At 66.2% G+C, this 21533-nt stretch carries 20 protein-coding genes; 7 read left to right on the top strand and 13 right to left on the bottom strand.

Features of this window, described 5'->3' with window-relative positions; all coding sequences use genetic code 11:
* Nucleotides 1-65 precede the first annotated feature (65 nt).
* The 8 genes from slmA to F9K07_RS05415 all read right to left on the bottom strand — a co-directional run bounded on the left by slmA (nt 66) and on the right by F9K07_RS05415 (nt 7362).
* Nucleotides 66-758, bottom strand: coding sequence for a nucleoid occlusion factor SlmA (gene slmA, locus F9K07_RS05450; protein WP_159590143.1), 693 nt, complete (start codon nt 756-758; stop codon nt 66-68).
* 124 nt (nt 759-882) lie between these two features.
* The gene (locus tag F9K07_RS05445; protein WP_328794010.1) at nt 883-2367 is read right to left on the bottom strand and encodes an ATP-binding protein; all 1485 of its coding nucleotides are present in this window, start codon (nt 2365-2367) and stop codon (nt 883-885) included.
* Nucleotides 2351-3043, bottom strand: a complete 693-nt coding sequence (locus F9K07_RS05440; RefSeq protein WP_159590141.1) for a response regulator — start codon at nt 3041-3043, stop codon at nt 2351-2353. The genes F9K07_RS05445 and F9K07_RS05440 overlap by 17 nt, the downstream gene beginning before the upstream one ends.
* Before the next feature lies 1 nt (nt 3044).
* The gene (gene argB / locus F9K07_RS05435; RefSeq protein WP_159590139.1) at nt 3045-3941 is read right to left on the bottom strand and encodes an acetylglutamate kinase; all 897 of its coding nucleotides are present in this window, start codon (nt 3939-3941) and stop codon (nt 3045-3047) included.
* Between the two features lie 60 nt (nt 3942-4001).
* Nucleotides 4002-4778, bottom strand: a complete 777-nt coding sequence (locus F9K07_RS05430) for a hypothetical protein (protein ID WP_236581803.1) — start codon at nt 4776-4778, stop codon at nt 4002-4004.
* A gap of 22 nt (nt 4779-4800) precedes the next feature.
* Nucleotides 4801-5460: a TetR/AcrR family transcriptional regulator gene (locus F9K07_RS05425; RefSeq protein ID WP_159590137.1), complete on the bottom strand. Its 660-nt coding sequence runs from the start codon at nt 5458-5460 to the stop codon at nt 4801-4803.
* Between the two features lie 11 nt (nt 5461-5471).
* Complete coding sequence (locus tag F9K07_RS05420) at nt 5472-6710, bottom strand: patatin-like phospholipase family protein (protein WP_159590135.1); 1239 nt, start codon at nt 6708-6710, stop codon at nt 5472-5474.
* 118 nt (nt 6711-6828) lie between these two features.
* Entirely contained in the window at nt 6829-7362 is a 534-nt protein-coding gene (locus tag F9K07_RS05415; RefSeq protein WP_159590133.1) for a phasin family protein, read from the bottom strand.
* A 252-nt stretch (nt 7363-7614) separates the two neighbouring features.
* Here F9K07_RS05415 and F9K07_RS05410 point away from each other — a divergent pair, with 252 nt between their 5' ends.
* Complete coding sequence (locus tag F9K07_RS05410) at nt 7615-9600, top strand: SDR family oxidoreductase (protein WP_159590131.1); 1986 nt, start codon at nt 7615-7617, stop codon at nt 9598-9600.
* 30 nt (nt 9601-9630) lie between these two features.
* Here F9K07_RS05410 and F9K07_RS05405 read toward each other — a convergent pair whose 3' ends face one another.
* Complete coding sequence (locus F9K07_RS05405; protein WP_159590129.1) at nt 9631-10719, bottom strand: M14 family metallopeptidase; 1089 nt, start codon at nt 10717-10719, stop codon at nt 9631-9633.
* The gene (locus F9K07_RS05400) at nt 10716-11918 is read right to left on the bottom strand and encodes a M20 aminoacylase family protein (RefSeq protein ID WP_159590127.1); all 1203 of its coding nucleotides are present in this window, start codon (nt 11916-11918) and stop codon (nt 10716-10718) included. Before F9K07_RS05400 ends, F9K07_RS05405 begins: the two co-directional genes overlap by 4 nt.
* Nucleotides 11919-12087: 169 nt before the next feature.
* Between F9K07_RS05400 and F9K07_RS05395 the strand changes: the two genes are divergently transcribed.
* The 3 genes from F9K07_RS05395 to F9K07_RS05385 are packed head-to-tail and all read left to right on the top strand — an operon-like array spanning nt 12088 to nt 15582.
* Nucleotides 12088-14139, top strand: coding sequence for a molybdopterin-containing oxidoreductase family protein (locus tag F9K07_RS05395; protein WP_159590125.1), 2052 nt, complete (start codon nt 12088-12090; stop codon nt 14137-14139).
* Nucleotides 14136-15233 carry an aminopeptidase gene (locus tag F9K07_RS05390; RefSeq protein ID WP_159590123.1) on the top strand — a complete coding sequence of 366 codons (1098 nt, stop codon included), beginning with the start codon at nt 14136-14138 and terminating at the stop codon, nt 15231-15233. The genes F9K07_RS05395 and F9K07_RS05390 overlap by 4 nt, the downstream gene beginning before the upstream one ends.
* Before the next feature lie 25 nt (nt 15234-15258).
* The gene (locus F9K07_RS05385; RefSeq protein WP_159590121.1) at nt 15259-15582 is read left to right on the top strand and encodes a polyhydroxyalkanoic acid system family protein; all 324 of its coding nucleotides are present in this window, start codon (nt 15259-15261) and stop codon (nt 15580-15582) included.
* A 37-nt stretch (nt 15583-15619) separates the two neighbouring features.
* Here F9K07_RS05385 and F9K07_RS05380 read toward each other — a convergent pair whose 3' ends face one another.
* Nucleotides 15620-15874, bottom strand: a complete 255-nt coding sequence (locus tag F9K07_RS05380) for an acyl-CoA-binding protein (RefSeq protein WP_159590119.1) — start codon at nt 15872-15874, stop codon at nt 15620-15622.
* Between the two features lie 253 nt (nt 15875-16127).
* Here F9K07_RS05380 and F9K07_RS05375 point away from each other — a divergent pair, with 253 nt between their 5' ends.
* A complete protein-coding gene (locus tag F9K07_RS05375) occupies nt 16128-17549 on the top strand; it encodes a wax ester/triacylglycerol synthase family O-acyltransferase (RefSeq protein ID WP_236581976.1) in 1422 nt (473 codons plus the stop codon).
* A gap of 45 nt (nt 17550-17594) precedes the next feature.
* Here F9K07_RS05375 and F9K07_RS05370 read toward each other — a convergent pair whose 3' ends face one another.
* Complete coding sequence (locus F9K07_RS05370; RefSeq protein ID WP_159590115.1) at nt 17595-18365, bottom strand: type III pantothenate kinase; 771 nt, start codon at nt 18363-18365, stop codon at nt 17595-17597.
* A 76-nt stretch (nt 18366-18441) separates the two neighbouring features.
* A complete protein-coding gene (locus F9K07_RS05365; protein ID WP_159590113.1) occupies nt 18442-19110 on the bottom strand; it encodes a helix-turn-helix transcriptional regulator in 669 nt (222 codons plus the stop codon).
* A 90-nt stretch (nt 19111-19200) separates the two neighbouring features.
* Here F9K07_RS05365 and F9K07_RS05360 point away from each other — a divergent pair, with 90 nt between their 5' ends.
* Both F9K07_RS05360 and F9K07_RS05355 read left to right on the top strand, forming a co-directional pair.
* Nucleotides 19201-20538 carry a sensor histidine kinase gene (locus F9K07_RS05360; RefSeq protein WP_159590111.1) on the top strand — a complete coding sequence of 446 codons (1338 nt, stop codon included), beginning with the start codon at nt 19201-19203 and terminating at the stop codon, nt 20536-20538.
* Between the two features lie 7 nt (nt 20539-20545).
* A complete protein-coding gene (locus tag F9K07_RS05355) occupies nt 20546-21532 on the top strand; it encodes a response regulator (RefSeq protein ID WP_159590109.1) in 987 nt (328 codons plus the stop codon).
* Nucleotide 21533: the final 1 nt, after the last annotated feature.

The raw sequence follows: 21533 nt of genomic DNA, 5'->3' as shown, positions 1-21533 counted from the left end.
CACCGGACCGTTTGTGCCACCTTTGTTAGGGCCAGTGCCCTAATTGCCACGCCCAATGCAACGGTTCAGGGCCGTGTGACGGGCAGCAAAAGCGCCAGGCTGTGGTCCAGGCTTTCGCCGGGTGAGCGCTTGAAGCCGCTGCGTGCGAAGCGTTGCAGGCGTCCCACGCAAAACGCGGTGATGACGGACGCATCCGCCTGGGCGTCCACCGTGGGCGTGGCCGCGCCGGTCAAGACCGAGGTTTCGCGCAGGTTCTGCCGCAACGCCGATTCGATCTTGTCGAAGAACAGGTTCATGCGCTGCTGCAGGCGCTCGTTTTCAAAGACCAGCGCGTCGCCCACCATCACGCGGGTCATGCCGGGGTTCTTCTCGCCGAACTGCAACAGCAAGGTGACGATCTTTCGCGAGCGCAGGTTCGCGTCGGGCTCGCGCTCGCCGAGCTGGTTGATCAGGCCGAAGACGGATTGTTCGATGAACTCGATGAGGCCTTCGAACATCTGGGCCTTGCTCGCGAAGTGGCGGTACAGCGCCGCTTCGCTCACTTCCAGGCGCGCAGCCAGCGCGGCGGTGGTGATGCGCTCGGCACCGGGTTGCTCCAGCATGGTGGCCAGCGCCTGCAGGATCTGCACACGGCGTTCGCCCGGTTTGGGCCGCTTGCGGGTCCCGCCCTCTGTTTGCGCGGCTGCTTCTATGGCCTGGGCCGCTTCAAGGGCTGCATCGTCGGCCGGGGAAGGGGAGTCTGGAGCGTTGGAGGTCATGGGCGAGCATGTCGGTTGGAGGTGGGATGGCCGGGGCCTGCGCCAGCCCCGGCTCGGGTCTTCTTCCGCGGCCATTCTCGCACAGCGTGGGGCGAGAAGCGGCCTTTGGGCGGGCGATCCGGGGTCAGTGAGTGACCGCCTCGAAAGTCACCCGCACGCGCAGCCCGCGCCCTTGCGCACCGGCCTCGAACTGCAGCGGAATGCGGTGGGCGCGCGTGATCTCATTGGCGATGGCCAGCCCCAGGCCGTTGCCCTCGCCCGCCGTGCCCGGCACGCGGTAGAAACGTTGCAGCACGCGCTCGTGCTCGTGCACGGGAATGCCCGGACCGTCGTCCTCGACCTCGATCCATGCGCACAGGGCGCCACCTCTTTTCTCCGGCTCTTCGCCACAGCGCACGGTGATGCGCCCGCCAACGGGTGTGTACTTCACCGCGTTGTCCACCAGGTTGAGCAGCATTTCGCGCAGCAGCCAGGCATGGCCCAAGGTTTGCACGGGCTGCACTTCCAGGCCCAGGTCGATGTGTTTGCGCCCCGCCGCATCGAGGTACAGCGAGAGCATGTTCTCGCACAGTTCCTGCAGGTCCACCCGCTGCATCGGCTGGATGTCGGCGCTGACCGAATCGGCCCGCGACAGCGCCAGCAACTGGCTCGCCAATTGGGACGTGCGCCGCGTGGCTTCGCGCATGCGGCGCACTTGGTCGGCACGCAGGCCGATGTTCTGATCGCCCGGTATGCCTCGCGTGGCCTGGGCCCAGGCCTCCACCTGTGCCTGCAGGCCGGCCAGCGGTGTGCGCAGCTGGTGCGCGGCATCGGCCACGAAGCGGCGTTGCGCCTCGGTCTGCACATTGACGAGCTGAAACAGCCGGTTGAGCGACTCCACCAGCGGCAGGACCTCGCCAGGAATGTTGGTGGTGCTCAGAGGGCTCAGGTCGCGCGGGGAGCGGTTTTCCACGGCCCTGCGCAGGTCGATCAGCGGCCGCAGGGTGCGCGCCACCCCCCAGGCGACCACGGCGGCCGCGACGGCGAACAACAACAAGTTGGGCAACAGCACCCGCAGCAACACGTTGCCCAGCCAATGCTGCCGCACGTCGGAACCGTCGGCCAGCATGACGATGCGCTCCCCCATGTCCGAGTCGACGCGTTGTGCCGCCACGCGGTAGGTCGTGCCGTCCTCGATGACACTGCGAAACTCGGCCTCGTGCCCATCGGGCAGGATGACGGGCAGCCAGCGCTCGCCCAGGATCTGGCTGCCACGGGCATCGAACACGCCGAAGGCGGTGAGGCCAGGCCGCTCGGACAGGAACTCTTCCACGGGCGGCGCCAACAGCATCGCCATGCCCGGCCCCTCGATGGCCTCGCTCAGCCCGGCGATGGCCCGCTCGGGTTCGCCCTGGCCCGTGCTGGTGACGACGATCGAATCGGCCAGCAGAGGCAGCAGCTTGAGCAGGCGCTGGTCCTGCTGCAGCGCGGCGGTACCGGCGGTCTGGTAGTGCACGAGCACGCTGACGGTGCCGATCACGCTCAGGGTGAACAGCAGCATGACCAGCAACCGGCGCTGCAAGCCCCAGATCATGCCGCCCGAGGCGGCCGGTTCAAAGCGCAGCGGCATGCCCCGGCGCTTCGTTCAGTTCAAGACGGTAGCCAAAACCCCGAATCGCGCGAAGGCTGATGCCAGACGGTTCGAGCTTGGCGCGCAGACGCGAGACGTAGACCTCGATCGCGTTGGGCGTGATCTCCTTGTCCCAGCCGGTGAGCACCTGCAGCAGCTTGTCTTTGGCGGCGGGCTTGGGCACGTGCATCAGCAGGTATTCGAGCACCGTCCATTCGCGCGGACCCAGCTCGATGGTCTGGCCCGACAAGGTGACACGGCGGCTGGCGGTGTCCATCTCCAGCGGGCCGAAGCCCAGCACCGCCGACGTGGCCGCCTGCGAGCGCCGCAACAGCGCGCGCATGCGGGCCAACAGCTCGGGCAGCTCGAAGGGTTTGACCATGTAGTCGTCGGCGCCGATGTCCAGCCCCTGCACCCGGTCGTGAAGCGCGTCGCGCGCGGTCAGGATCAACACGGGCATCTTCGATCCATTGGCGCGCAGTTGACGGGTGAGCGCCAGGCCGTCCATCTTGGGCAGGCCGATGTCCACGATGGCGAGATCGAAAGTGTCGCTCTCCAGGGCTTGCAGCGCGCGCTCGGCGCTGCCGACCCAATCCACGGTGTAGCCGGCGTTGGCCAACCCCAGCTTGATGCCGCTGGCCACCATCAGATCGTCTTCGACCAGCAGCAACCGCACTTCAGGACTTGATCATGGTGCCGAAGGGCTCGTTGCCGAGCACTTCGAGCAGCAGTGCGTGCGGCACGCGTCCGTCGATGATGTGTACCGCATTGACGCCGCTCTTGGCCGCGTCCAGTGCACCCGCGATTTTGGGGATCATGCCGCCGGAGATGGTGCCGTCTTGCACCAGTTCATCGATGCGCTGCGGCGTCAGTTCGGTCAGCAGTTGCATGTCCTTGTCGAGCACGCCGCGGATGTTGGTGAGCATGAGCAATTTCTCGGCCTGCAGCACCGTGGCCAGCCTGGCGGCGACCACGTCGGCATTGATGTTGTAGCTTTCGTTATGTTCGCCGAAGCCGATCGGACTGACGACGGGAATGAACTGATCATCCTGCAGGGCTTTCACCACGGCGGGATCGATGCTCACGATGTCACCGACCTGGCCCACGTCGTGTTCCAGGTTCGGGTCCTTTTGGTCGGTCATGCGCAGCTTGCGCGCGCGGATCATGGCGCCGTCGCGCCCGGTCAGGCCCACGGCCTTGCCGCCGGCCTGGTTGATCAGGCCCACGATGTCCTGCTGCACCTCGCCCGCGAGCACCCATTCCACCACTTCCATGGTTTCAGGGTCGGTCACGCGCATGCCCTGGATGAACTGGCCTTGCTTGCCCAGGCGCTTGAGCAGGGTCTCGATCTGAGGCCCGCCTCCATGCACCACCACCGGGTTGATGCCCACCAGCTTGAGCAGCACCACGTCTTCGGCGAAGTCCTGCTGTAGCGCGGGATCGGTCATGGCGTTGCCGCCGTATTTGATGACCATGGTCTTGCCGTGGAACTTGCGGATGTAGGGCAGCGCCTGCGCAAGGATCTCGGCTTTGTCTCGGGGAGCGATGGAGGAAATGTCGGCGGGCGTGGTCATGTGATCGGGCGGCGTGAAGCGAATGGAAAGGAAATTGTAGGGTGGCCGTCCGCGGCCTCCTCATCCTTCCAACACTGCGCGCGCCGACGCTGCGTACAGGCGCTCGGCCTCGTCCAGCGGCTCGATCGTGGCCACGCGGTCGAGCAGGCGGTTTGCTTCGGACAGGGCCTCCAGTCCTTCGAGCATGATCAAACCGTTGGCGTACTCGGTCAAGGTGGTGATGGCGTCGGGGTTGAGCGCCAACGCCTGCCGGTACATCGCCAGCCCTTCGGCCTTGTTGGCACCGTAGGTCATGCGTCCCACGACGGCCCCCACCTTGTTGATCACTTCGGCGTGGAAGGTGCCCAGCGCCAGGTGCGCGTCGGCGTGTTGCGGACAACGCTCGATGGCGGCCTCCAGCGCGGTCTTCACACGAGACCCCAGGCCTTGCGTGAGGGCCTTGGCCACGCTGATGCTCTGGATGTGGCGGGCCAGCGGATAGGCCTGCCAGAACCAGGCACCGGGGTTTTCCGGTTGCCGCCGCTGGAAGTCTTCGGCCCGCGCGGCAGCGGCGAGCAGCAGATCGTGGCGATGTTGTTCGCGCGGCTCCAGGTAGTTGGCGTAGATGCTGGTGGCTTTGTTGGCGACGTTCATGCCGGCGTCGCCCAGGCCCAGGCCGGTTTCGGTTGCACGCTGGAAATCGCCGTTGTGAAAGGCCAGCCAGGCGTTCTGCAGTTCGGGCGCTTCAGGCCAAGGTTCCGCGTCGCCGCGGTGCAGGTGGCTCCAGAGACGCTGCAGTTGCCCGACGTCCATCCGGTCTTGCGGCCCGGTCAGAGAGGATGCAGTCCAAGGGGCCATGGCGTGGCTCTCGCGGATTGGATCAGGTGGGAGAGCCGTAGGCGCTGGTGAGCGTCATCAGATGCTGCCTTTGCGAGGTTTCGAGGTAAGGGGCCAGCAGGTTGAGCACATGGCTGGCGCCGCGCAGCAGCGCTTGTTGAGCGTTGTCGGGTTCGAGCGCGTGCCGCGGATCGCGCACGTACTCGAAGCTCAGCCAATAGGTGAGCACCACGACCATGCTGGTGGCGGTGGGTTCGGTTTCGCGCGCGTCGATGCGCACCGCGCTGTGGCGGCTCATGCTGTCCAGCATCTGCCGGATCGCGCGCGACTTGTTCTTCAGCACGGCCTGAAAGTGCGTCTCCAGCAAGCGGTTCTTCGACAGCAGATCGTTGAGATCGCGGTAGAGAAAGCGGTACTCCCAGATGCGCTCGAACAAGGAGTGCAGGAAGAACCACGCGTCCTCCACATTGCGCACGCCGTCGCTGGCGCTCAGCAACTCGCCCAGCGCGCGCTCGTAGCGCGCGAACAGCGAGTTGATCAATTCGTCCTTGGCGGGGTAGTGGTAGTAGAGGTTGCCCGGACTGATGCCCAGCTCGGCCGAGATCAGGGTGGTGGAGACGTTGGGTTCACCGAAGCGGTTGAACAGCTCCAGCGTCACTTCCAGGATGCGCTCGGCGGTGCGCCGCGGGGCCTTTTTGGTCATGGCGGCGGTCGTCAGCGGGGGCCGAGTGCGGCCTGGTGGTCCAGGTGCCGCTGCAACTGGTCGAGCGTGGCGTGCAGCCGCGCGCCCACCGCGTTGCGCGTGAGGGGTTCGCGCTGCAGAAGATGGCGCTCGGGGTCGCGCAGCACGCGCAGGTTCAACGCCACGCCGTGGCGCGCGAAGCGCGGCGCCAGTTCGGCCTGGCGCTCGAGCAGCATGCGGCGCGTCTGCTGGTAGGCGTGCTCCGCGATCTCGCGGCGTTGGCGGTAGCTGAAGGTGTTGGCAAAAAACAGCGTGGCGTCGCGCTGGTCGGGCTCGATCAGCACGACGTCGGTCTCGGGGTACGCGCGTTCGTAGTGCTTGAGGCCCAGCGCCAGGCGCGAATGGATCATCGAGCGGAAGGTCTGGCTCATCACCGCCGGCAAACCGCCTTCGACCAACGAAGGAATGCGGCGGCCATCGTGCAGGCTCGGGTTGGTGTGAAAGGGCACCAGCGGGTTCAAGCACAGCAGCAGGTCGGTGCCTTCGTCCAGCGCCACGGTGGCGTGCAAGGTTTTCTTCAGCGCTCCGTCCACATAGTGCTGCCCGCCGATTTCTACTGGCGGAAACAGGCCGGGCAAGGCCGCGCTGGCCTGAATGGCGCGCGAAATCGGCACGTGGTCCCAACCGGGCCGGCCAAAAGGAGCGGCTTCACCTGTGTCGAGCTGCGTCGCCACCAGTGTCAGGCGCGCGCGCAACTCGCGGAAGTGATTGCTGCGCCCGGGTTGGCTGAACAGGCGCGCGATCTGCTGGTGGATGCCTTCGTTGTCGAGCACACCCGTGGGCAGCGCCGCACCCACGCGCTCGAATGCCGAGGTGAAGCTCTTGCCTCTGGCGCCCCATGCCCACAGCGCTCCGCCGATCAGGCGCGGCAGGCGTTGCAGCCGATCGCCGAATTCGCCCCAAGCCGGCTTGAGCAGCCACGAGGGGTCGAAGTTGTCGTCGCCCAGGTGGTCTTCGATGAAGGCTTCGCACAGTTGGCGCGGGCGGATGCCGTTGGCCAGCCCGGCTGCAATGAAGCCGCCAGCGGACACACCGACATAGTGCTCGCAGGCATTGAGGTCCAGTCCGTGCAGTCCTTCGTCCAGCGCGCAGAGCGCACCGATCTCGTAGATGGCCCCCAGGGGACCACCACCGGCCAGCGCCAACGCGATGCGGGGACGGCGTGCCTTCTGTGCGGCGTTGCGGTGGCGGGCGGTGCGAGGCGGCGTCATGCGTTTGAGTGTAGATCGGTGAATGCTGCAGTCTTGCTGCGTTGCAGCATGCGCGGCGGGCGCAAAAAAGGGGCGTCATGCGCCCCTGTGTGTGGTGTTGCGCCGTTGGGCACCGGCGTCACCGGCTGGTCTTGCGCGGCGCGGCTTTCTTCGCGGGCGCGGCCTTCCTGGGCGCGGTCTTGGCTGCTCTCTTGGCTGCGGTTTTGGTGGGTGCTTTGGCAGGTGCCTTGCCGCCGAGGTTTTGCACCTGCTGTTGGAGCGCGTCGATGCGTTCGATGAGTGCGTTCACATCGCGCGCGGACGGTACGCCCAACTTGTTCAAGGCCTTGGCCACACGCTCTTCGAAGATGTTCTCCAGCTTGTCCCACTGGCCTTGCGCCTTGGAGGAGATGTCGGTGGCCATGCTGCTCACGCGGCTGGTGGCCTCGGTGATGCGCTCTTCGGCCACGGCTTGCGTCTTGCGCTGGATCGTGAGCCCTTCCTTGACCAGCGAATCGAACGCCTTGCCACCTTCCTCCTGCGCCTTTGCAAATGCGCCCAGGCCGGCCAGCCAGATCTGCTGCGCAGACTCCTTGATCGCGCCCGACAGCGGAGAGTTGAAGCCAGCGGCGGCGCCTTTTTCGTTGCTGTTTTTCTGGATTTTCTTGACCATGGACATGCTCCTGGAAAGGGTGGAATGGAGAGGAGAGAAGGGGTCGGTGGCAGAGGGGGGCGCCACAGCGTCTGGGCACTTTACGGGCGGTGCGCCTGGACTGTGTAGGGGCGCACGACTAAACCTCCCCCGGTGTCGGCGGTGGCTCACGCGGGTTTTTGCGGAATGCGAGGGGCTACTTCCTGGTCAAGAATGCCGAACGCCTTGGGCCTTCCGATTCACCTTTCCTCTTCCATTCTCAGGAGTTCGTTCATGCAGTACTTCGTCACCGGTGCCACCGGCTTCATTGGCAAACGTCTGGTGGCCAAGCTGCTGCAACGCAAAGGATCGGTGGTGCACTTCCTCATTCGCCAGGAGAGCGAGGGCAAGGTGGCGGACTTGCGCGCGTACTGGGGCGTGGGCGCATCGCGCGCGGTACCGGTGTTTGGCGACCTGACGTCGAAGAAGCTCGGTGTATCGGTCGACGAGGTGAAGGCGCTCAAGGGCACGATCGACCACTTCTACCACCTCGCTGCGGTGTACGACCTCGAAGCGGATGCAGACAGCCAGATCGCGGTGAACGTGGACGGCACGCGCAACACGGTGGAGTTCGCCAAGGCCATCGGGGCCGGGCATTTCCACCACGTGTCGTCGATCGCGGCCGCGGGCCTGTACGAAGGCGTGTTCCGCGAGGACATGTTCGACGAGGCCGAGAACATCGACCACCCCTACTTCATGACCAAGCACGAGAGCGAAAAGATCGTGCGCCAGGAATGCAAGGTGCCCTGGACGGTGTACCGCCCGGCCGCCGTGGTCGGCGACTCGCGCACCGGTGAGATGGACAAGATCGACGGCCCCTACTACTTCTTCAAGCTGATCCAGCGCATGCGCCAGATCCTGCCACCGTGGATGCCGAGCGTGGGTCTGGAAGGCGGGCGCATCAACATCGTGCCGGTGGACTTCGTGGTCGACGCGCTCGACCACATCAGCCATCAGAAACGTGGCGGCGGGTCGTGCTTCCACCTCGTGGACCCGATGGGTTACCGTGTGGGCGACGTGCTCGACATCCTGAGCAAGGCCGCGCACGCGCCGAAGATGAACCTGTTCGTGAACGCGGCGCTCATGGGCTTCATCCCCAAGAGCGTGAAGAAGGGACTGATGGCGCTCGCGCCGGTGCGCCGCGTCTACAAGGCGGTGATGCAAGACCTCGGCCTGCCCGAGGACATGATGACCTTCGTCAACTACCCCACGCGCTTCGATTGCCGGGACACGCTGGCCGCCCTCAAGGGCAGCGACATCGCCTGCCCCAACTTCAAGGACTATGCCTGGCGCCTGTGGGACTACTGGGAACGCCACCTCGACCCCGACCTGCACATCGACCGCAGCCTCAAGGGCACGGTAGGTGGCAAGGTGGTGCTGGTCACCGGTGGCAGTTCGGGCATCGGCCTGGCAGCGGCGCACAAATTCGCCGAGGCCGGGGCGGTCACCATCATCTGCGGACGCGACCAGGACAAGCTGGACGAGGCCTGCAAGGAGGCGAAGGACAAGGGCTACCAGTTCATCGCCTACCCGGCCGACATCGCCGACATGGCCGATGCCGACCGCTTCGTACAACTGCTGATCCAGAACCACGGTGGCGTGGACTTCCTCATCAACAACGCCGGCCGCTCGATCCGGCGCGCCATCGAGGGCAGCTACGACCGCTTCCACGACTTCGAGCGCACCATGCAGCTCAACTATTTCGGCTGCCTGCGCGTGACCATGGGTTTTCTGCCCGGCATGGTGGCCAAGCGCAAAGGCCATGTGGTGAACATCAGCTCCATCGGCGTGCTCACCAACGCCCCGCGCTTCTCGGCCTACGTGGCCAGCAAGTCGGCGCTGGACGCGTGGACGCGTTGCGCCTCCAGCGAGTTCGCCGACCAGGGAATCACCTTCACCACCATCAACATGCCGCTGGTGCGCACGCCCATGATCGCGCCGACCCAGATTTACAAGAACGTGCCCACGCTGGCGCCCGAAGAGGCGGCCGACATGATCGCGCAGGCCTGCATCTTCAAGCCGGTGCGCATCGCCACGCGCCTGGGCATCACCGGGCAGGTGATGCACGCGCTGGTGCCGCGCGTGGCGCAGATCGTGATGAACACGAGCTTTCGCATGTTCCCCGACTCTTCGGCGGCCAAGGGGGAGAAAGGCGCCAAGTCGCAGCTCTCACCGGAAGCAGTGGCGATGCAGCAGATGATGCGGGGCATCCATTTCTGAACGCCAACCCTGAAGGTCCGCGCGAATGGGTCAGCGCGAAGCGGCCAGCCCTTCCACCGCCTGGAACATGGCCTGACGGGACTGGACGACGATCTGCGCCTTCCACGCACCGTCATCGACGTATGCGGCCGCCCGCACCTGCTGCCGGATCGTTTCCTGCAAGGCCGATGGGGCCTGCGGATGCTGGACCAGCCAGGTGTCGGCGCGCAGCGCGTCGATGAGTTCGGTGATGGGTACCGTGCCGAACTCGAGTGCGATGCCGGTGTACTGCGCCTGTGGGCATTCCTCGTAGACGACGTTCCACATCGCGCCGTTGAGCTGCGCCGAGGTCGACGAGCCGTCGTACACCGAGGTGATCTGCCCCCACCAGGCGCGGGCGCGCTGCAAGGCGGCCGATTCGTTCCGACCGGCAAAGATGCGTTCACCCACACCGCATTCGCCCAGGCCGGAATGCAGGTCGATCCAGGCCAGGTGCCGCGCCCGGCGCGCATGGCGGCGCAACACCTCGCGCAAGGTCTGCTGGCTCCAGGTGGGTGCATTGCCGCCAAAGAACATGCCGCTCGCAAACGCGTACTGGCCCTGCGTGACCGCGGCCTGAAACCGTGCGATACCGTGTTGTGCCAGGTAGGTCTGGATGCCGGCCACGCTCTGCGGCCCAGGAGGCCACTCGGGTGGCAGCAACAGGTCGTGCAGTTCGGCGTACGCCGGGTTCTGCGGCAAGGGTTGGGTGAAATCCAGGAAGTTGCGGTTGAGATCGACGTTCTCGTGTGTCGTACGGCGTCCCCAGGAAAAGCCGTACGGGTTGAGTGCGTGTATGTAGAGCACGGCCACGCCTGCCGCGCGCGCATGTTCGCGCCACTCGGCATCGTGCGTGGCAAACACCTGCACGCCCGAACCGCAATGGCCCTCGACACCGTGGCAGGCGCTGCTCACGATCAGCAGGCGCTCGGCATCGGCAGGGCCGTCGAGCGCCACGTCCACCGCGAGGGTCTCGCCCTCGCGGCCGGTCAAGGGGTGGTTGTGGCTGCGGATCGCCATGCCGGCCGCCGCTGCACCTTCAAGGAAACGCACGCGGGCCTGCGCGTACGAAGACGAAAAGCCCGCCTGCGGTGCGATCACCGCGGGCCGCCCAACCACTTCTCCGCCAGCCGCACCCAGAACGTGGCGCCCAGTGGCAGCAGGTCGTCGTTGAAGTCGTAACTCGGGTTGTGCAACATGCACGGCCCGCCGCCATGGCCCATCTCGCGGTGCGCGCCATCGCCATTGCCGATGAAGGCATAACAACCCGGGCGCACCTGCAGCATGTAGGCAAAATCTTCCGCACCCATCGTGGGTTCCTGTTCGATGACCTGCTCCTGGCCCACGATCTCGGCCAGCACCTCGCGCACGAAGGCGGTCTCGGTCGGGTGGTTGACGGTGGGCGGGTAGTTGCGCTTGAACTCGAACTCCACCGTGGCACCAAACGCCGCACAGGTGTGCACGGCGATTTCCTGCATGCGGCGCTCGATCAGGTCGAGCACATCGTAGGTGAAGGTGCGCACCGTGCCCTGGATCTCGCAGCTGTCGGGCACCACGTTGGTCGCCTCGCCGGTGTGGATCATGGTGACCGAGATCACCGCCGCGTCCAGCGGCTTCTTGTTGCGCGTGACGATGGTCTGGAAGGCCTGCACCATCTGACAGGCCACGGGCACCGGATCGATGCCGTTGTGCGGCAGCGCGGCGTGCGCGCCCTTGCCCCGGATGACGATGTGGAACTCGTTGCTCGACGCCATCACCGGCCCCGGGCTGGCCGCGAAGCTGCCCACCGCCATGCCTGGCCAGTTGTGCATGCCGAACACGGCCTCGACCGGGAACTGCTTGAACAGGCCGTCCTTGATCATCTCGCGCGCGCCACCACCCCCCTCTTCGGCGGGCTGGAAGATCAGGTACACCGTGCCGTCGAAGTGGCGGTGCTTCGCAAAGTGCTGCGCAGCGGCCAGCAGCATGGCGGTGTGCCCGTCATGGCCGCAGGCGTGCATCTTGCCCGCGTGCTGGCTGGCATGGGCAAAGCTGTTGTGCTCCTGCATGGGCAGGGCGTCCATGTCGGCGCGCAGGCCAATCGCACGTCCGCTCTTGCCGCCATCGCGGCCGTGCACGATGCCGACGACACCGGTCGTGCCCAAGCCACGGTGCACCGGAATGCCCCATTCGGTGAGCTTCTGAGCCACCATGTCGGCGGTGCGCACCTCTTCAAAACAGAGTTCGGGATGGGCGTGGATGTCGCGCCGCACCGCGGCGATACCCGCAGCCTGGGTGAGGATGGAATCGATGAGCTTCATGGGGACCTCTCGATGCCCTTGCGGGCACCCGATACAAAGAGGCCATGGTACCCAAGGCCGCGGAGGGCGGCGACCCCGGAGCGACACCCAAACGCCTCGCAGGGGTATTGCGCCCCATGCGCAAGACCGGGGCGACGCATATCATGGCGCTGAACCACCACCGCTGCCCATGACCTCCACCGCAACCACCCGCGATGTGCGCGGCGCCTGCCCGCACGACTGCCCGGACACCTGTGCCCTGATCACGCAAGTCGACCCGCAAGGCGTGGCCGTGCGTGTCATGGGCAACCCCGATCACCGCCACACCGATGGCGCCCTCTGCACCAAGGTCTCGCGCTACACCGAGCGCACCTACCACCCGCAACGCCTGCTCACGCCGCTGCGGCGCAGCGGCCCCAAGGGCAGCGGCCAGTTCGAACCCGTGGGCTGGGACGAGGCGTTGGACGAGATCGCGCAGCGCCTGCGGGCGATTGCCGCGCGCGACCCGCAGGCCGTCCTGCCCTACAGCTACGCCGGCACCATGGGCCTGGTGCAGGGCGAAGCCATGGCCGGGCGATTTTTTCATCGCCTGGGCGCGTCCCTGCTCGACCGCACCATCTGCGCATCGGCCGGCGGCGAAGCGCTGGTGCAGACATTGGGCAGCAAGGTCGGCATGAAGGTGGAGCACTTTGCGCAAGCCAAGCTGATTCTGATCTGGGGCAGCAACTCGATCGCCAGCAACCTGCATTTCTGGCGCCTGGCGCAGCAGGCCAAACGCGATGGCGCGCGCCTGGTGTGCATCGACCCGCGCCGCACCGAAACAGCCGACAAATGCCATGAGCACATCGCGCTGCGTCCCGGCACCGATGCCGCGCTCGCCTTCGCGCTGATGCACCAGCTCATCACGCACGACTGGCTGGACCACGACTACATCGAACGCCACACCCAGGGCTGGGAAGGCCTGCGCGAGCGCGCCCTGCAATGGCCGCCCGAACGCGCGGCCGAGATCTGCGGCGTGCCCGTGCAGCAGATCGCCGACCTCGCGCGCGCCTACGGCACCACGAAGCCGGCCGCCATCCGCCTGAACTACGGCATGCAGCGCGTGCGCGGCGGCGGCAATGCGGTGCGCGCCATCGCCTGCCTGCCCGCACTGGTGGGCGCGTGGCGCGAGCCCGCCGGTGGCATGCTGCTGTCGGCCTCGGGCTTCTTTCCGGTGCAGCGCGCCGCGCTGCAGCGCCCCGACCTGCTCGCCGGGCGGCGCACCCGCACGCTCAACATGAGCACCATCGGCAACGACCTGTTGCGCGAGAGCTCACCCGGGTTCGGTCCGAAGGTCGAGGCGGTGATCGTCTACAACAGCAACCCGGTGGCGGTCGCGCCGGAGTCGGCCAAGGTGGTGCAGGGCTTCGCGCGCGAAGATCTCTTCACCGTGGTGCTGGAGCACTTCCAGACCGATACCGCCGACCACGCCGACGTCATCCTGCCGGCCACGACACAACTCGAGCACTGGGACATCCACACCAGCTACGGCCACACCGACGTGCTGCTCAACCGCCCCGCCATCGCACCGGTGGGCCTGGCGCGCAGCAACACCGACATCTTCCGCGCGCTGGCCGCTCGCATGGGCTTTGACGAAGCCTGCTTCGCCGACGACGACCTCGCGCTGTGCCGAACCGCCTTCGACCCCCAGGTGGTGGACTTTCAACAACTGCTGGAGCAAGGCTTCACCACACTGAACCTGCCCGAGGCGCCGTTTGCCCAGGGTGGTTTTCCCACCGCCTCGGGCCGCTGCGAGTTCTTCAGCGAACGGCTGGCCGCGCGCGGCCAGGACGGTCTGCCCGACCACCTGCCGAATTTCGAAACCGTCGGCAGCTCGCCCCGTTTCCCCCTGGCCATGATCTCGCCGCCCGCGCGCAACTTCCTCAACTCCAGCTTCGTCAACGTGAGCAGCCTGCGCGACATCGAAGGCGAACCCGTGCTCGAGATCCACGCCGAGGACGCCGCGCCACGCGGCATTCAGAGCGGCCAGATGGTGCGCGTGTTCAACGACCGGGGCGAATACCGCTGCAAGGCCAGCGTCTCGAAACGCGCGCGCCTGGGTGTGGTCAACGGCCTGGGCATCTGGTGGCGCAAGCTCGGACCCGACGGCACCAACGTCAACGAAGTGACCAGCCAGCACCTGACCGACATGGGTGGTGGCCCCGTGTTCTACGACTGTCTCGTCGAGGTGGCGCCGGCATGAAATGCGCGCTGCGCCGACTGGGCTTGGCTGCCACCCTGTTGCTGGTGGCGGGCTGTTCCAGCACCACGGGTGTCGGCTACTACTGGCAATCGGTCACCGGGCACCTGAAGCTCATGCGGGCCGCGCGGCCCGTCGACGATCTGCTGAGCGACGCGGCCACACCGCTGCGCCTGAAGGAACGGCTCGCACTGGCGCAACGCATCCGCGCGTTCGCCGCCGCCGAACTGGCGCTGCCCGACAACGCCAGCTACCACCGCTATGCCGACCTGCAGCGCCGCGCCGCCGTCTACAACGTGGTGGCCGCGCCCGCACTCTCGCTCACTTTGCAGACCTGGTGCTTTCCCGTGGCCGGCTGCGTGGGCTACCGCGGCTATTTCGACGAGGCCGACGCCCGGGCCTTCGCGAGCAGCCTGCCCAGCGAACTGGAAGTGGCGGTCTACCCGGTGCCCGCCTACTCCACGCTGGGCTGGATGAACTGGGCCGGCGGCGACCCTCTGCTCAATACCTTCATCGCCTACCCCGAAGGTGAACTCGCGCGCATCGTGTTCCACGAGTTGGCGCACCAGGTGGCCTATGCGCGCGGCGACACCGAGTTCAACGAGTCCTTCGCCACCGCAGTGGAACGCCTGGGCGGTGCGCGCTGGCTGGCCCGGGAAGCCGGAGAACAGGCGCGCGCCGAATACGCCACCTTCGACGAACGCCGCCGCGCCTTGCGCACCCTCACCTTCAAGACGCGCCGCCAGCTGCAAGCCATCTACCAGGACACGGCGCTCGACGACACCGAGAAGACACGGCGCAAGGCCGCAGCCATGCAGGTCTTCCGGCAAACCTATGCCAACCTCCGAAGCCACTGGGGTGGCTACGCCGCCTACGACCCGTACGTCGCCCAGGCCAACAACGCCAGCTTCGCCGCCCAGGTGGCCTACGACGGCCTGGTGCCCGCCTTCGAGGCCCTGTTCGAACGCGAAGGACGCGACTTCGCACGGTTCTATGATGCGGTGCGCCAGCTGGCCGCGTTGCCGCGGCAAGAGCGGGTCACCCAGTTGCAACAACTCACCCCCCTGGTGGCTGGCAAGACACGCACGAATCCCTGACATACCACGACGAGGAAGCGAAGCCATGGCAGACATCCACATCGAACGCGATCACAAACTGGGCCTGGCCTCCGCGCGCAAGCTCGCCTGGCGCTGGGCCGAGCAGGCCGAGAACGAGTTCGACATGAGCTGCACCTACGAAGAGGGCGACGACTGCGACGAGGTGCAGTTCACCCGCTCCGGCGTGAATGGCACGCTCAAGGTCTCGGGCGAGCGCTTCGAGCTGGACGCGCGGCTGGGCTTCCTGCTGGGCGCGTTCAAGGACCGCATCGAAGACGAAATCGTGAAAAACCTCGACACCTTGCTGGCGGGCAAGAAACCGGCCGCACAAAAGAAGAAAGCCGGCTGAGCCGGCTTCCCGTTGCGCGCCCTTCAGCAGGCCGGCTTCATTGCAGCGATTCGATGAGGTCGATGTATTGCTGCATCGCGTCGTCGCCCGAGGTGCCCTTCAAACCATTCCAGGCGTCCCACTTGGCGCGCCCCACCATGTCGCCGAAACCGGGCTTCTTCTCGGTGTTGTCACCGGTGGTCGCTTGTTTGTACAACCCATAGATCTTCAACAGCGTCGCGTTGTCGGGGCGCTCGCTCAGGCTCTTGGAATTTGCCACTGCGGCGTCGAATTGGGACTTGAGGTCGGCCATGGATGCTTGCTCCTGTTGAAATGAAAAAGCCCGGCTTAGGGCAGTCCCGCTATCTTACGGTTGGCCCACTCTGCACAATAGGGCCACAACCCCAAAGGCCCGAGGAGCATCCATGGTTCAACGCGTCGCAGCCCGCACCGCACCCGCCGCCGTGCCGCCCGCCCGGACGCGATCGCCGGGCGCGTTGCTCAACGGCGCCCGCGCCTCGGTCTCGCAAGCGGTGAACAGCACGCTGGGCATCGAGGGCGAGCGCATGAGCAAGGTCGACACCGCTTGGCTGCGCATGGACTCGCCCTCGAACCTGATGATGATCGTGGGCGTGTGGATCCTGCGCCCGGGCATCCCCCGGGCGGCGCTGGCCGAGCGCGTGCGCGAAAGGCTGCTGCCCTACCGCCGCTTCGTGCAGACCGCACGCGAAGACGCGGCCGGTGCGCATTGGTCGAACGACCCGGACTTCCAGCTCGACCGCCATGTGGTCACACACAAGCTGGCGCGCCGCAAGGGCCAGAGCGAGCAGGAGGCGCTGCAGGCCCGCGTGGGCGACCTGGCCATGCAGCCACTCGACCACGACCACCCGCTGTGGCAACTGGAGCTGATCGAAAGCTACGGCGGTGGCTCGGCGCTGATCGCGCGCATCCACCACTGCATTGCCGATGGCGTCGCGCTCATCAGCGTGATGATGAGCCTGGTCGATGGCGGCGGCGCGCCGCCGCAGCGCAAGCGCCGCCGCACGCCCGAAGGTGCGGAGGACTGGCTGGCCGACACCTTGATACGCCCGTTCGGCGACATCACCGCGCGCGCCCTCGAAGCGGCGGGCGGCGGCGCGGCCAGGTCGCTGTCGATGCTGGCCTCGCCGCAGAAGAGCCTGGGTGCGACGTTGGGCCAGGCCACGGACATCGCGCGCATGGGCGGCCAGCTCGCCAGCGACCTGGCCTCGCTCGCGCTCATGCCCGACGACTCGCCCACGCGCCTGAAGGGGCTGCCCGGGCGCGCCAAGCGCGTGGCCTGGTGCGAACCGATCCCGCTCGACGAGGTCAAGGCCATCGGCAAGGCGCTGAACTGCTCCGTCAACGACGTGCTGCTGGCCTGCGTGGCCGGCGCGATCGGCGCCTACCTGCGCGGCCTGGGCGATGACACACGGGGCCAGGAAATCCGCGCCATGGTGCCGATCAACCTGCGCCCCATGGAGGAGGCCTGGAAGCTGGGCAACCGTTTTGGCCTGGCCCCGCTGGTGCTACCGATCGGGCTGGACAACCCGATTGAGCGCGTGTTCGCGGTGCGCGCGCGCATGAACGAACTCAAGGGCAGTCTGCAACCGCTGCTGGCCTTCGGCCTTCTGTCGGTCGCCGGCCTGTTGATCAAGCCCGCGCAAGAGGCCTTGTTGAACCTGTTCAGCCGCAAGACCACTGCGGTAATGACCAACGTGCCCGGGCCGGGCACCAAGCTCAAGGTGTGTGGCTCGACGCTGGAGCAGACCATGTTCTGGGTGCCACAGACCGGCACCGTGGGCCTGGGCGTCTCCATCTTGAGCTATGGCGGCGGTGTGCAGTTCGGTGTGATCGCCGACACCACGCTCTGCCCCGACCCTCAGGAGATCATCGATCGCTTCGAGCCCGAGTTCGCGAATCTTCTGATGGTGACGTTGATGCTGCCGTGGGGAGAAGCGCAAGGGTAGTGCCCCCACGCTCCTCCGCACCACCTCGAGGAAGCTGATCGCGCGTCAGGCTATCGCCAATCGCCGGTCGGCCACTTCGAGCAGGCCGTCGAAGATCAGGCTCTCCACCAGCTCCACGTCCGTGGACATGCTGGGCGCCATCTTCCAGCCCGCCCCGCCCGTCATGATGCAGACCGGGTCCTCGCCGCAATGGCGGCGCAGGTTCTCCACCATGCGCTGCACCGCGCCGGCGATGGCAAACGTGCCGCCACTGGTCAACGCGTCGCTGGTGTTGGTGGGAAAGTCGCGCACGTCGCCCGTGGGCACATGCAAACCCGCCGTGCCCGATTCGAGCGCTCGCAGCATGATCCCGTGGCCGGGCAGGATGATGCCGCCCAGAAAGCGCCCATCGGCATCGATCGCCTCCACGGTGACCGCCGTGCCCACCATCACAACCACACAAGGCCGGGGCGGCCCTTTCGCGAGCAGCCGCTGGCGCGCGCCGATCATGGCCACCCAACGGTCCGACCCCAGCCGGGCCGGGTGGTCGTAGCCATTGGTCAGCCCGGCCTCGGCACTGCTGGAGACCACCCATCGCGGCGTGACATCCCACATTTCAAGCTGTTCCTCGACACGCCGCTTGACCGCATCACCCGCGACGATGCAGCCCAGCACCCAACGCGGCGACGCCAGGCGCGCCCAATCGCCCTCTTCCAGGGTCTCGATGTTTTCCAGAAACTGGGCGCCACTGGCCAACAGCGTCGCCCCGACGCGTGGTGCGTCGTAGAGAGCCCATTTCAGGCGGGTGTTCCCTACGTCCAGGGCCAGCAGAGTCATGCGCGGATTATGGGCAAGCGATAAAGGGATTTTTGATGCAGCGCAGCATCGCGAACGGCGCGCCGGTCACACCTTCTCAGATCAGGCCAATCCAGCAAGCGCGCTGCACGGCAGCCAGCTTGTTGTCGGTCTGCAACTTGGCCATGGCGTTGGCCAGGTGGTAGTTCACCGTGCGCTCCGAGCAGTCCATGCGCAAAGCGGTTTCGCGCGCGGTCAGGCCTTCGAACGCCAGGTTGAGGCTTTCCAGCTCGCGCGGGCTCAGGCTCACACGCTGCTCCGAGATCGTGCGCCGCAACATGGGCCATACATTGAACGCCGACCACGCCAGCACCGCCGCCTCGGACCGGTCCGCGAAGGCGCGCGGGCTGAACATGAAACATTCGAAAGCGCGGCCCGCCGGCAGGCTGAACGCCACGCGCACCAGCGTCTGGAATCCATGCGCCAGCCACAGGCGGCGCCAGCGGCTCGACTGCTCGAACGACGACTTGGAGATATCCTGCCAGGCCACGAGTGGCGCATCGCTGTCGCGCCACCCCGCACCGAAGTCGCGGCTTTCGGCCAGCGCTTCGGCAGGCCCCAACAAGCGCGGCGGATGCACCGCCAGTACCTCGCGCTGGTCGCGCCCACCCGTGGGCTTGGGCCCAAGCACCAACACAGCCTCGACACCCTGATCGCGAAGCGCGCATACCCAATCGGCCAGAATCCCGTCCAGCCCCACACTGTCAAAGTTGACAGGCAAGGTCATGGCGCGCAACGTATGGTTGCATTCACAATGCCTGAATGATCAGGGTAGGGAGCTCGCGCTGATGCTGTGTGGCGAACAAAGGAGTGCATATTGTCTTTGGACCGGTTGTGGATGCGCAGCGCCAAGGCCCGCCTTTGGCGTTGGTGGCTGGACGAAGTCGTCCATGCGCCCATGGAGCCTATTTTGCACCCATCGCGCTACCGCCTGTTGTGGATCGGGGGGTTCACTTTCATCGGTCATTTGGTGATCTACGTTATTTGGGGCCATCTGGTCCCGCAACCCTACGAAAACCTCTGGGCGCGCCTCGTCATGGCATTCCTGGCGTTGATTTACGTGCTCCCCCGCGTTTCGCGCGACCCGTCTGCCACCCAAAGCGGCCGGCTGTTCAGCCTGGCGACCTGGATCCAATTGCCGTGGTTCTTCTCGTGGATGTACTGGATGAATGGCGGCAATGCCGCCTGGCTGGGCAGTGTGGCCGCCATGATCCTGATCTATTACCACGCCACCGATTGGCGCCTGGCAACCTTCGGGTTGATCACCGGTGGTTTTGCCGGCTGGGCCAGCGCGGAGCTTCTGGGCACCGATGTGCATGCCTTTCAGGAACCCATGGCCAATGTCGTGGTGCTGGGTTTTGCCGTGATCATGGGCATCATGCTGGGCTTCTCCGGGGCCAACCTGCGCCGCGCCCGCCTGCTCAACACCCTGAGCACCATGGGCGTGATGGCGCACGAGCTGCGCACACCGCTGGCCACGGTCAATCTGATGGGCGATGTGCTGCGCAACCTGGTGCAGCATGACGTGCCCGAGTCCAAGCGCAAGAAACTCGACGAACTGGCCACACGGCTGCAGAACCTGGTGCGCAGCATGAACCGGCAAATCGACACCCAGATCTCCAACGCCCAACTGATGCGGCTGCCGCGCGAGCAAAGCCATATCATGGCGGCCGCATTGGTGCAGGATGTGGTCAGCCAATACCCGTACCGCTCGTCCAGGGAGCGCGACTGTGTGCAGGTGCACATCCAGAGCGACTTCTGCTTCACGGCCTCGCGCCCGCTGTTCGCGCAAGTGCTCACCAACCTCATCAAGAACGCCCTGCATGCACTGGCCGCCGCCAGCACCGCGCCCAGCCCGGGCGATCTGCGGCTGGACGTCGGCATTCACCACGGCAAGGGCCGCATCGCGGTGTCGGACGACGGCATCGGCATCACGCACGATCAACAGCAACGCATCTTCGAACCCTTTTTCTCGACCCAGGCCGGCGCCGGCAATGGCCTGGGCCTGACGTTCTGCAAGAACGTGGTGGAATCGGCGCAAGGCCGCCTCAGCGTCCATTCGCAACCCGGCCTGGGTGCGGTCTTCATGATCGACCTGCCTCTCGAACCTCAAGCAACAGCCGAACCGGCTACCGCACCGGCCACTCCAGGCTGACGACACCATGGCACTGACTATTCCCCTCTTCCACCGCCCTGGCGCCATCCTGTTTCTGGACGATGACACCGACTACCTTGAAATGCTCGGCATGGTCATTCCCGCACACCTGCAAGTGGAGCTCTATTCAAGACCCTCGGGGTTCGCAGCCCGCATGCAGAACGAGCCGGCGCGGTGGGAGTCGGATGCCATGGCACAGCTGCAGATGCTGGAGCGCTGGCGCCAAGGCCAAGCCTTGCTGCCCCAGGTGCTGCGTTACTGGGCCATCAACGCTGCGCGCTACGAGCTGGCCCAGATATGCGTGGTGGACTATGCGATGCCGGGCACCGATGGCCTCAAGGTGCTCAACACTTTGCTCGACTGGCCTGGCTCGCGCGTGTTGCTCACGGGGCAAGCTGACGAACAGATCGCCATACAGGCCTTCAACAATGGCCTGATCGACCAGTTCGTGCCCAAACAGACTACCGATATCACCCGCCACCTGCTGGGCGTGCTGCGCAAGCTGGCACAAACACCGCACCCGCGTCTGAACACGCTGTGGCGTGCCGCGCTGCGCCCGGCCCAGCAATCGATGTTGCAAATTCCGTCGGTGGTCAAAAGCCTGCGCAACTACACCGAACAGCACTGGGTGGAGTACGTGGTGCTGGGAGAACCGTTCGGCCTGATCGGGCTCGACGCCATGGGCCACTGCCAGTGGCTACAGCTGGAGTCCACCGCCAGCCTGCCGGATCTGGCCGAACTGGCCGGCTCGGCCGGACTGGGCTTCGATACGGTGCGTGCCGTGCGTGCCGGACAGCGGCTGGCGGCCGTCGAACTGCACCAGCAGATGGGCTTGCGGGGGGCGGTGCGCACGGCACCCGCCTTTGCCGTGGGCGACGACGGTGTGCTGTGTGGCGCCGTCTTCCCCCTGGAGCCATCCGACCTGCCCCAGCCCATCTATGCCTATCGGCATTTTCTGGAAGCCCAGGGCGCTCGGATGGTGCACGACGATTAAG

Origin of the sequence: Hydrogenophaga sp. BPS33 (assembly GCF_009859475.1) — a bacterium.
Lineage (GTDB): Bacteria > Pseudomonadota > Gammaproteobacteria > Burkholderiales > Burkholderiaceae_C > Hydrogenophaga.
Note: the sequence above shows the minus strand (reverse complement) of the source record. Positions and strands in the feature narration are given on the sequence as shown.

Coding starts and splice junctions, on each gene's coding strand:
- argB (WP_159590139.1), bottom strand. CDS start 3,941: ATGACCACGCCCGCCGACATTTCCTCCATCGCTCCCCGAGACAAAGCC.
- F9K07_RS05365 (WP_159590113.1), bottom strand. CDS start 19,110: ATGACCTTGCCTGTCAACTTTGACAGTGTGGGGCTGGACGGGATTCTG.
- F9K07_RS05395 (WP_159590125.1), top strand. CDS start 12,088: ATGACCTCCACCGCAACCACCCGCGATGTGCGCGGCGCCTGCCCGCAC.
- F9K07_RS05425 (WP_159590137.1), bottom strand. CDS start 5,460: ATGACCAAAAAGGCCCCGCGGCGCACCGCCGAGCGCATCCTGGAAGTG.
- F9K07_RS05410 (WP_159590131.1), top strand. CDS start 7,615: ATGCAGTACTTCGTCACCGGTGCCACCGGCTTCATTGGCAAACGTCTG.
- F9K07_RS05430 (WP_236581803.1), bottom strand. CDS start 4,778: ATGGCCCCTTGGACTGCATCCTCTCTGACCGGGCCGCAAGACCGGATG.
- F9K07_RS05420 (WP_159590135.1), bottom strand. CDS start 6,710: ATGACGCCGCCTCGCACCGCCCGCCACCGCAACGCCGCACAGAAGGCA.
- F9K07_RS05415 (WP_159590133.1), bottom strand. CDS start 7,362: ATGGTCAAGAAAATCCAGAAAAACAGCAACGAAAAAGGCGCCGCCGCT.
- F9K07_RS05375 (WP_236581976.1), top strand. CDS start 16,128: ATGAGCAAGGTCGACACCGCTTGGCTGCGCATGGACTCGCCCTCGAAC.
- F9K07_RS05385 (WP_159590121.1), top strand. CDS start 15,259: ATGGCAGACATCCACATCGAACGCGATCACAAACTGGGCCTGGCCTCC.
- slmA (WP_159590143.1), bottom strand. CDS start 758: ATGACCTCCAACGCTCCAGACTCCCCTTCCCCGGCCGACGATGCAGCC.
- F9K07_RS05390 (WP_159590123.1), top strand. CDS start 14,136: ATGAAATGCGCGCTGCGCCGACTGGGCTTGGCTGCCACCCTGTTGCTG.
- F9K07_RS05380 (WP_159590119.1), bottom strand. CDS start 15,874: ATGGCCGACCTCAAGTCCCAATTCGACGCCGCAGTGGCAAATTCCAAG.
- F9K07_RS05445 (WP_328794010.1), bottom strand. CDS start 2,367: ATGCCGCTGCGCTTTGAACCGGCCGCCTCGGGCGGCATGATCTGGGGC.
- F9K07_RS05370 (WP_159590115.1), bottom strand. CDS start 18,365: ATGACTCTGCTGGCCCTGGACGTAGGGAACACCCGCCTGAAATGGGCT.
- F9K07_RS05400 (WP_159590127.1), bottom strand. CDS start 11,918: ATGAAGCTCATCGATTCCATCCTCACCCAGGCTGCGGGTATCGCCGCG.
- F9K07_RS05355 (WP_159590109.1), top strand. CDS start 20,546: ATGGCACTGACTATTCCCCTCTTCCACCGCCCTGGCGCCATCCTGTTT.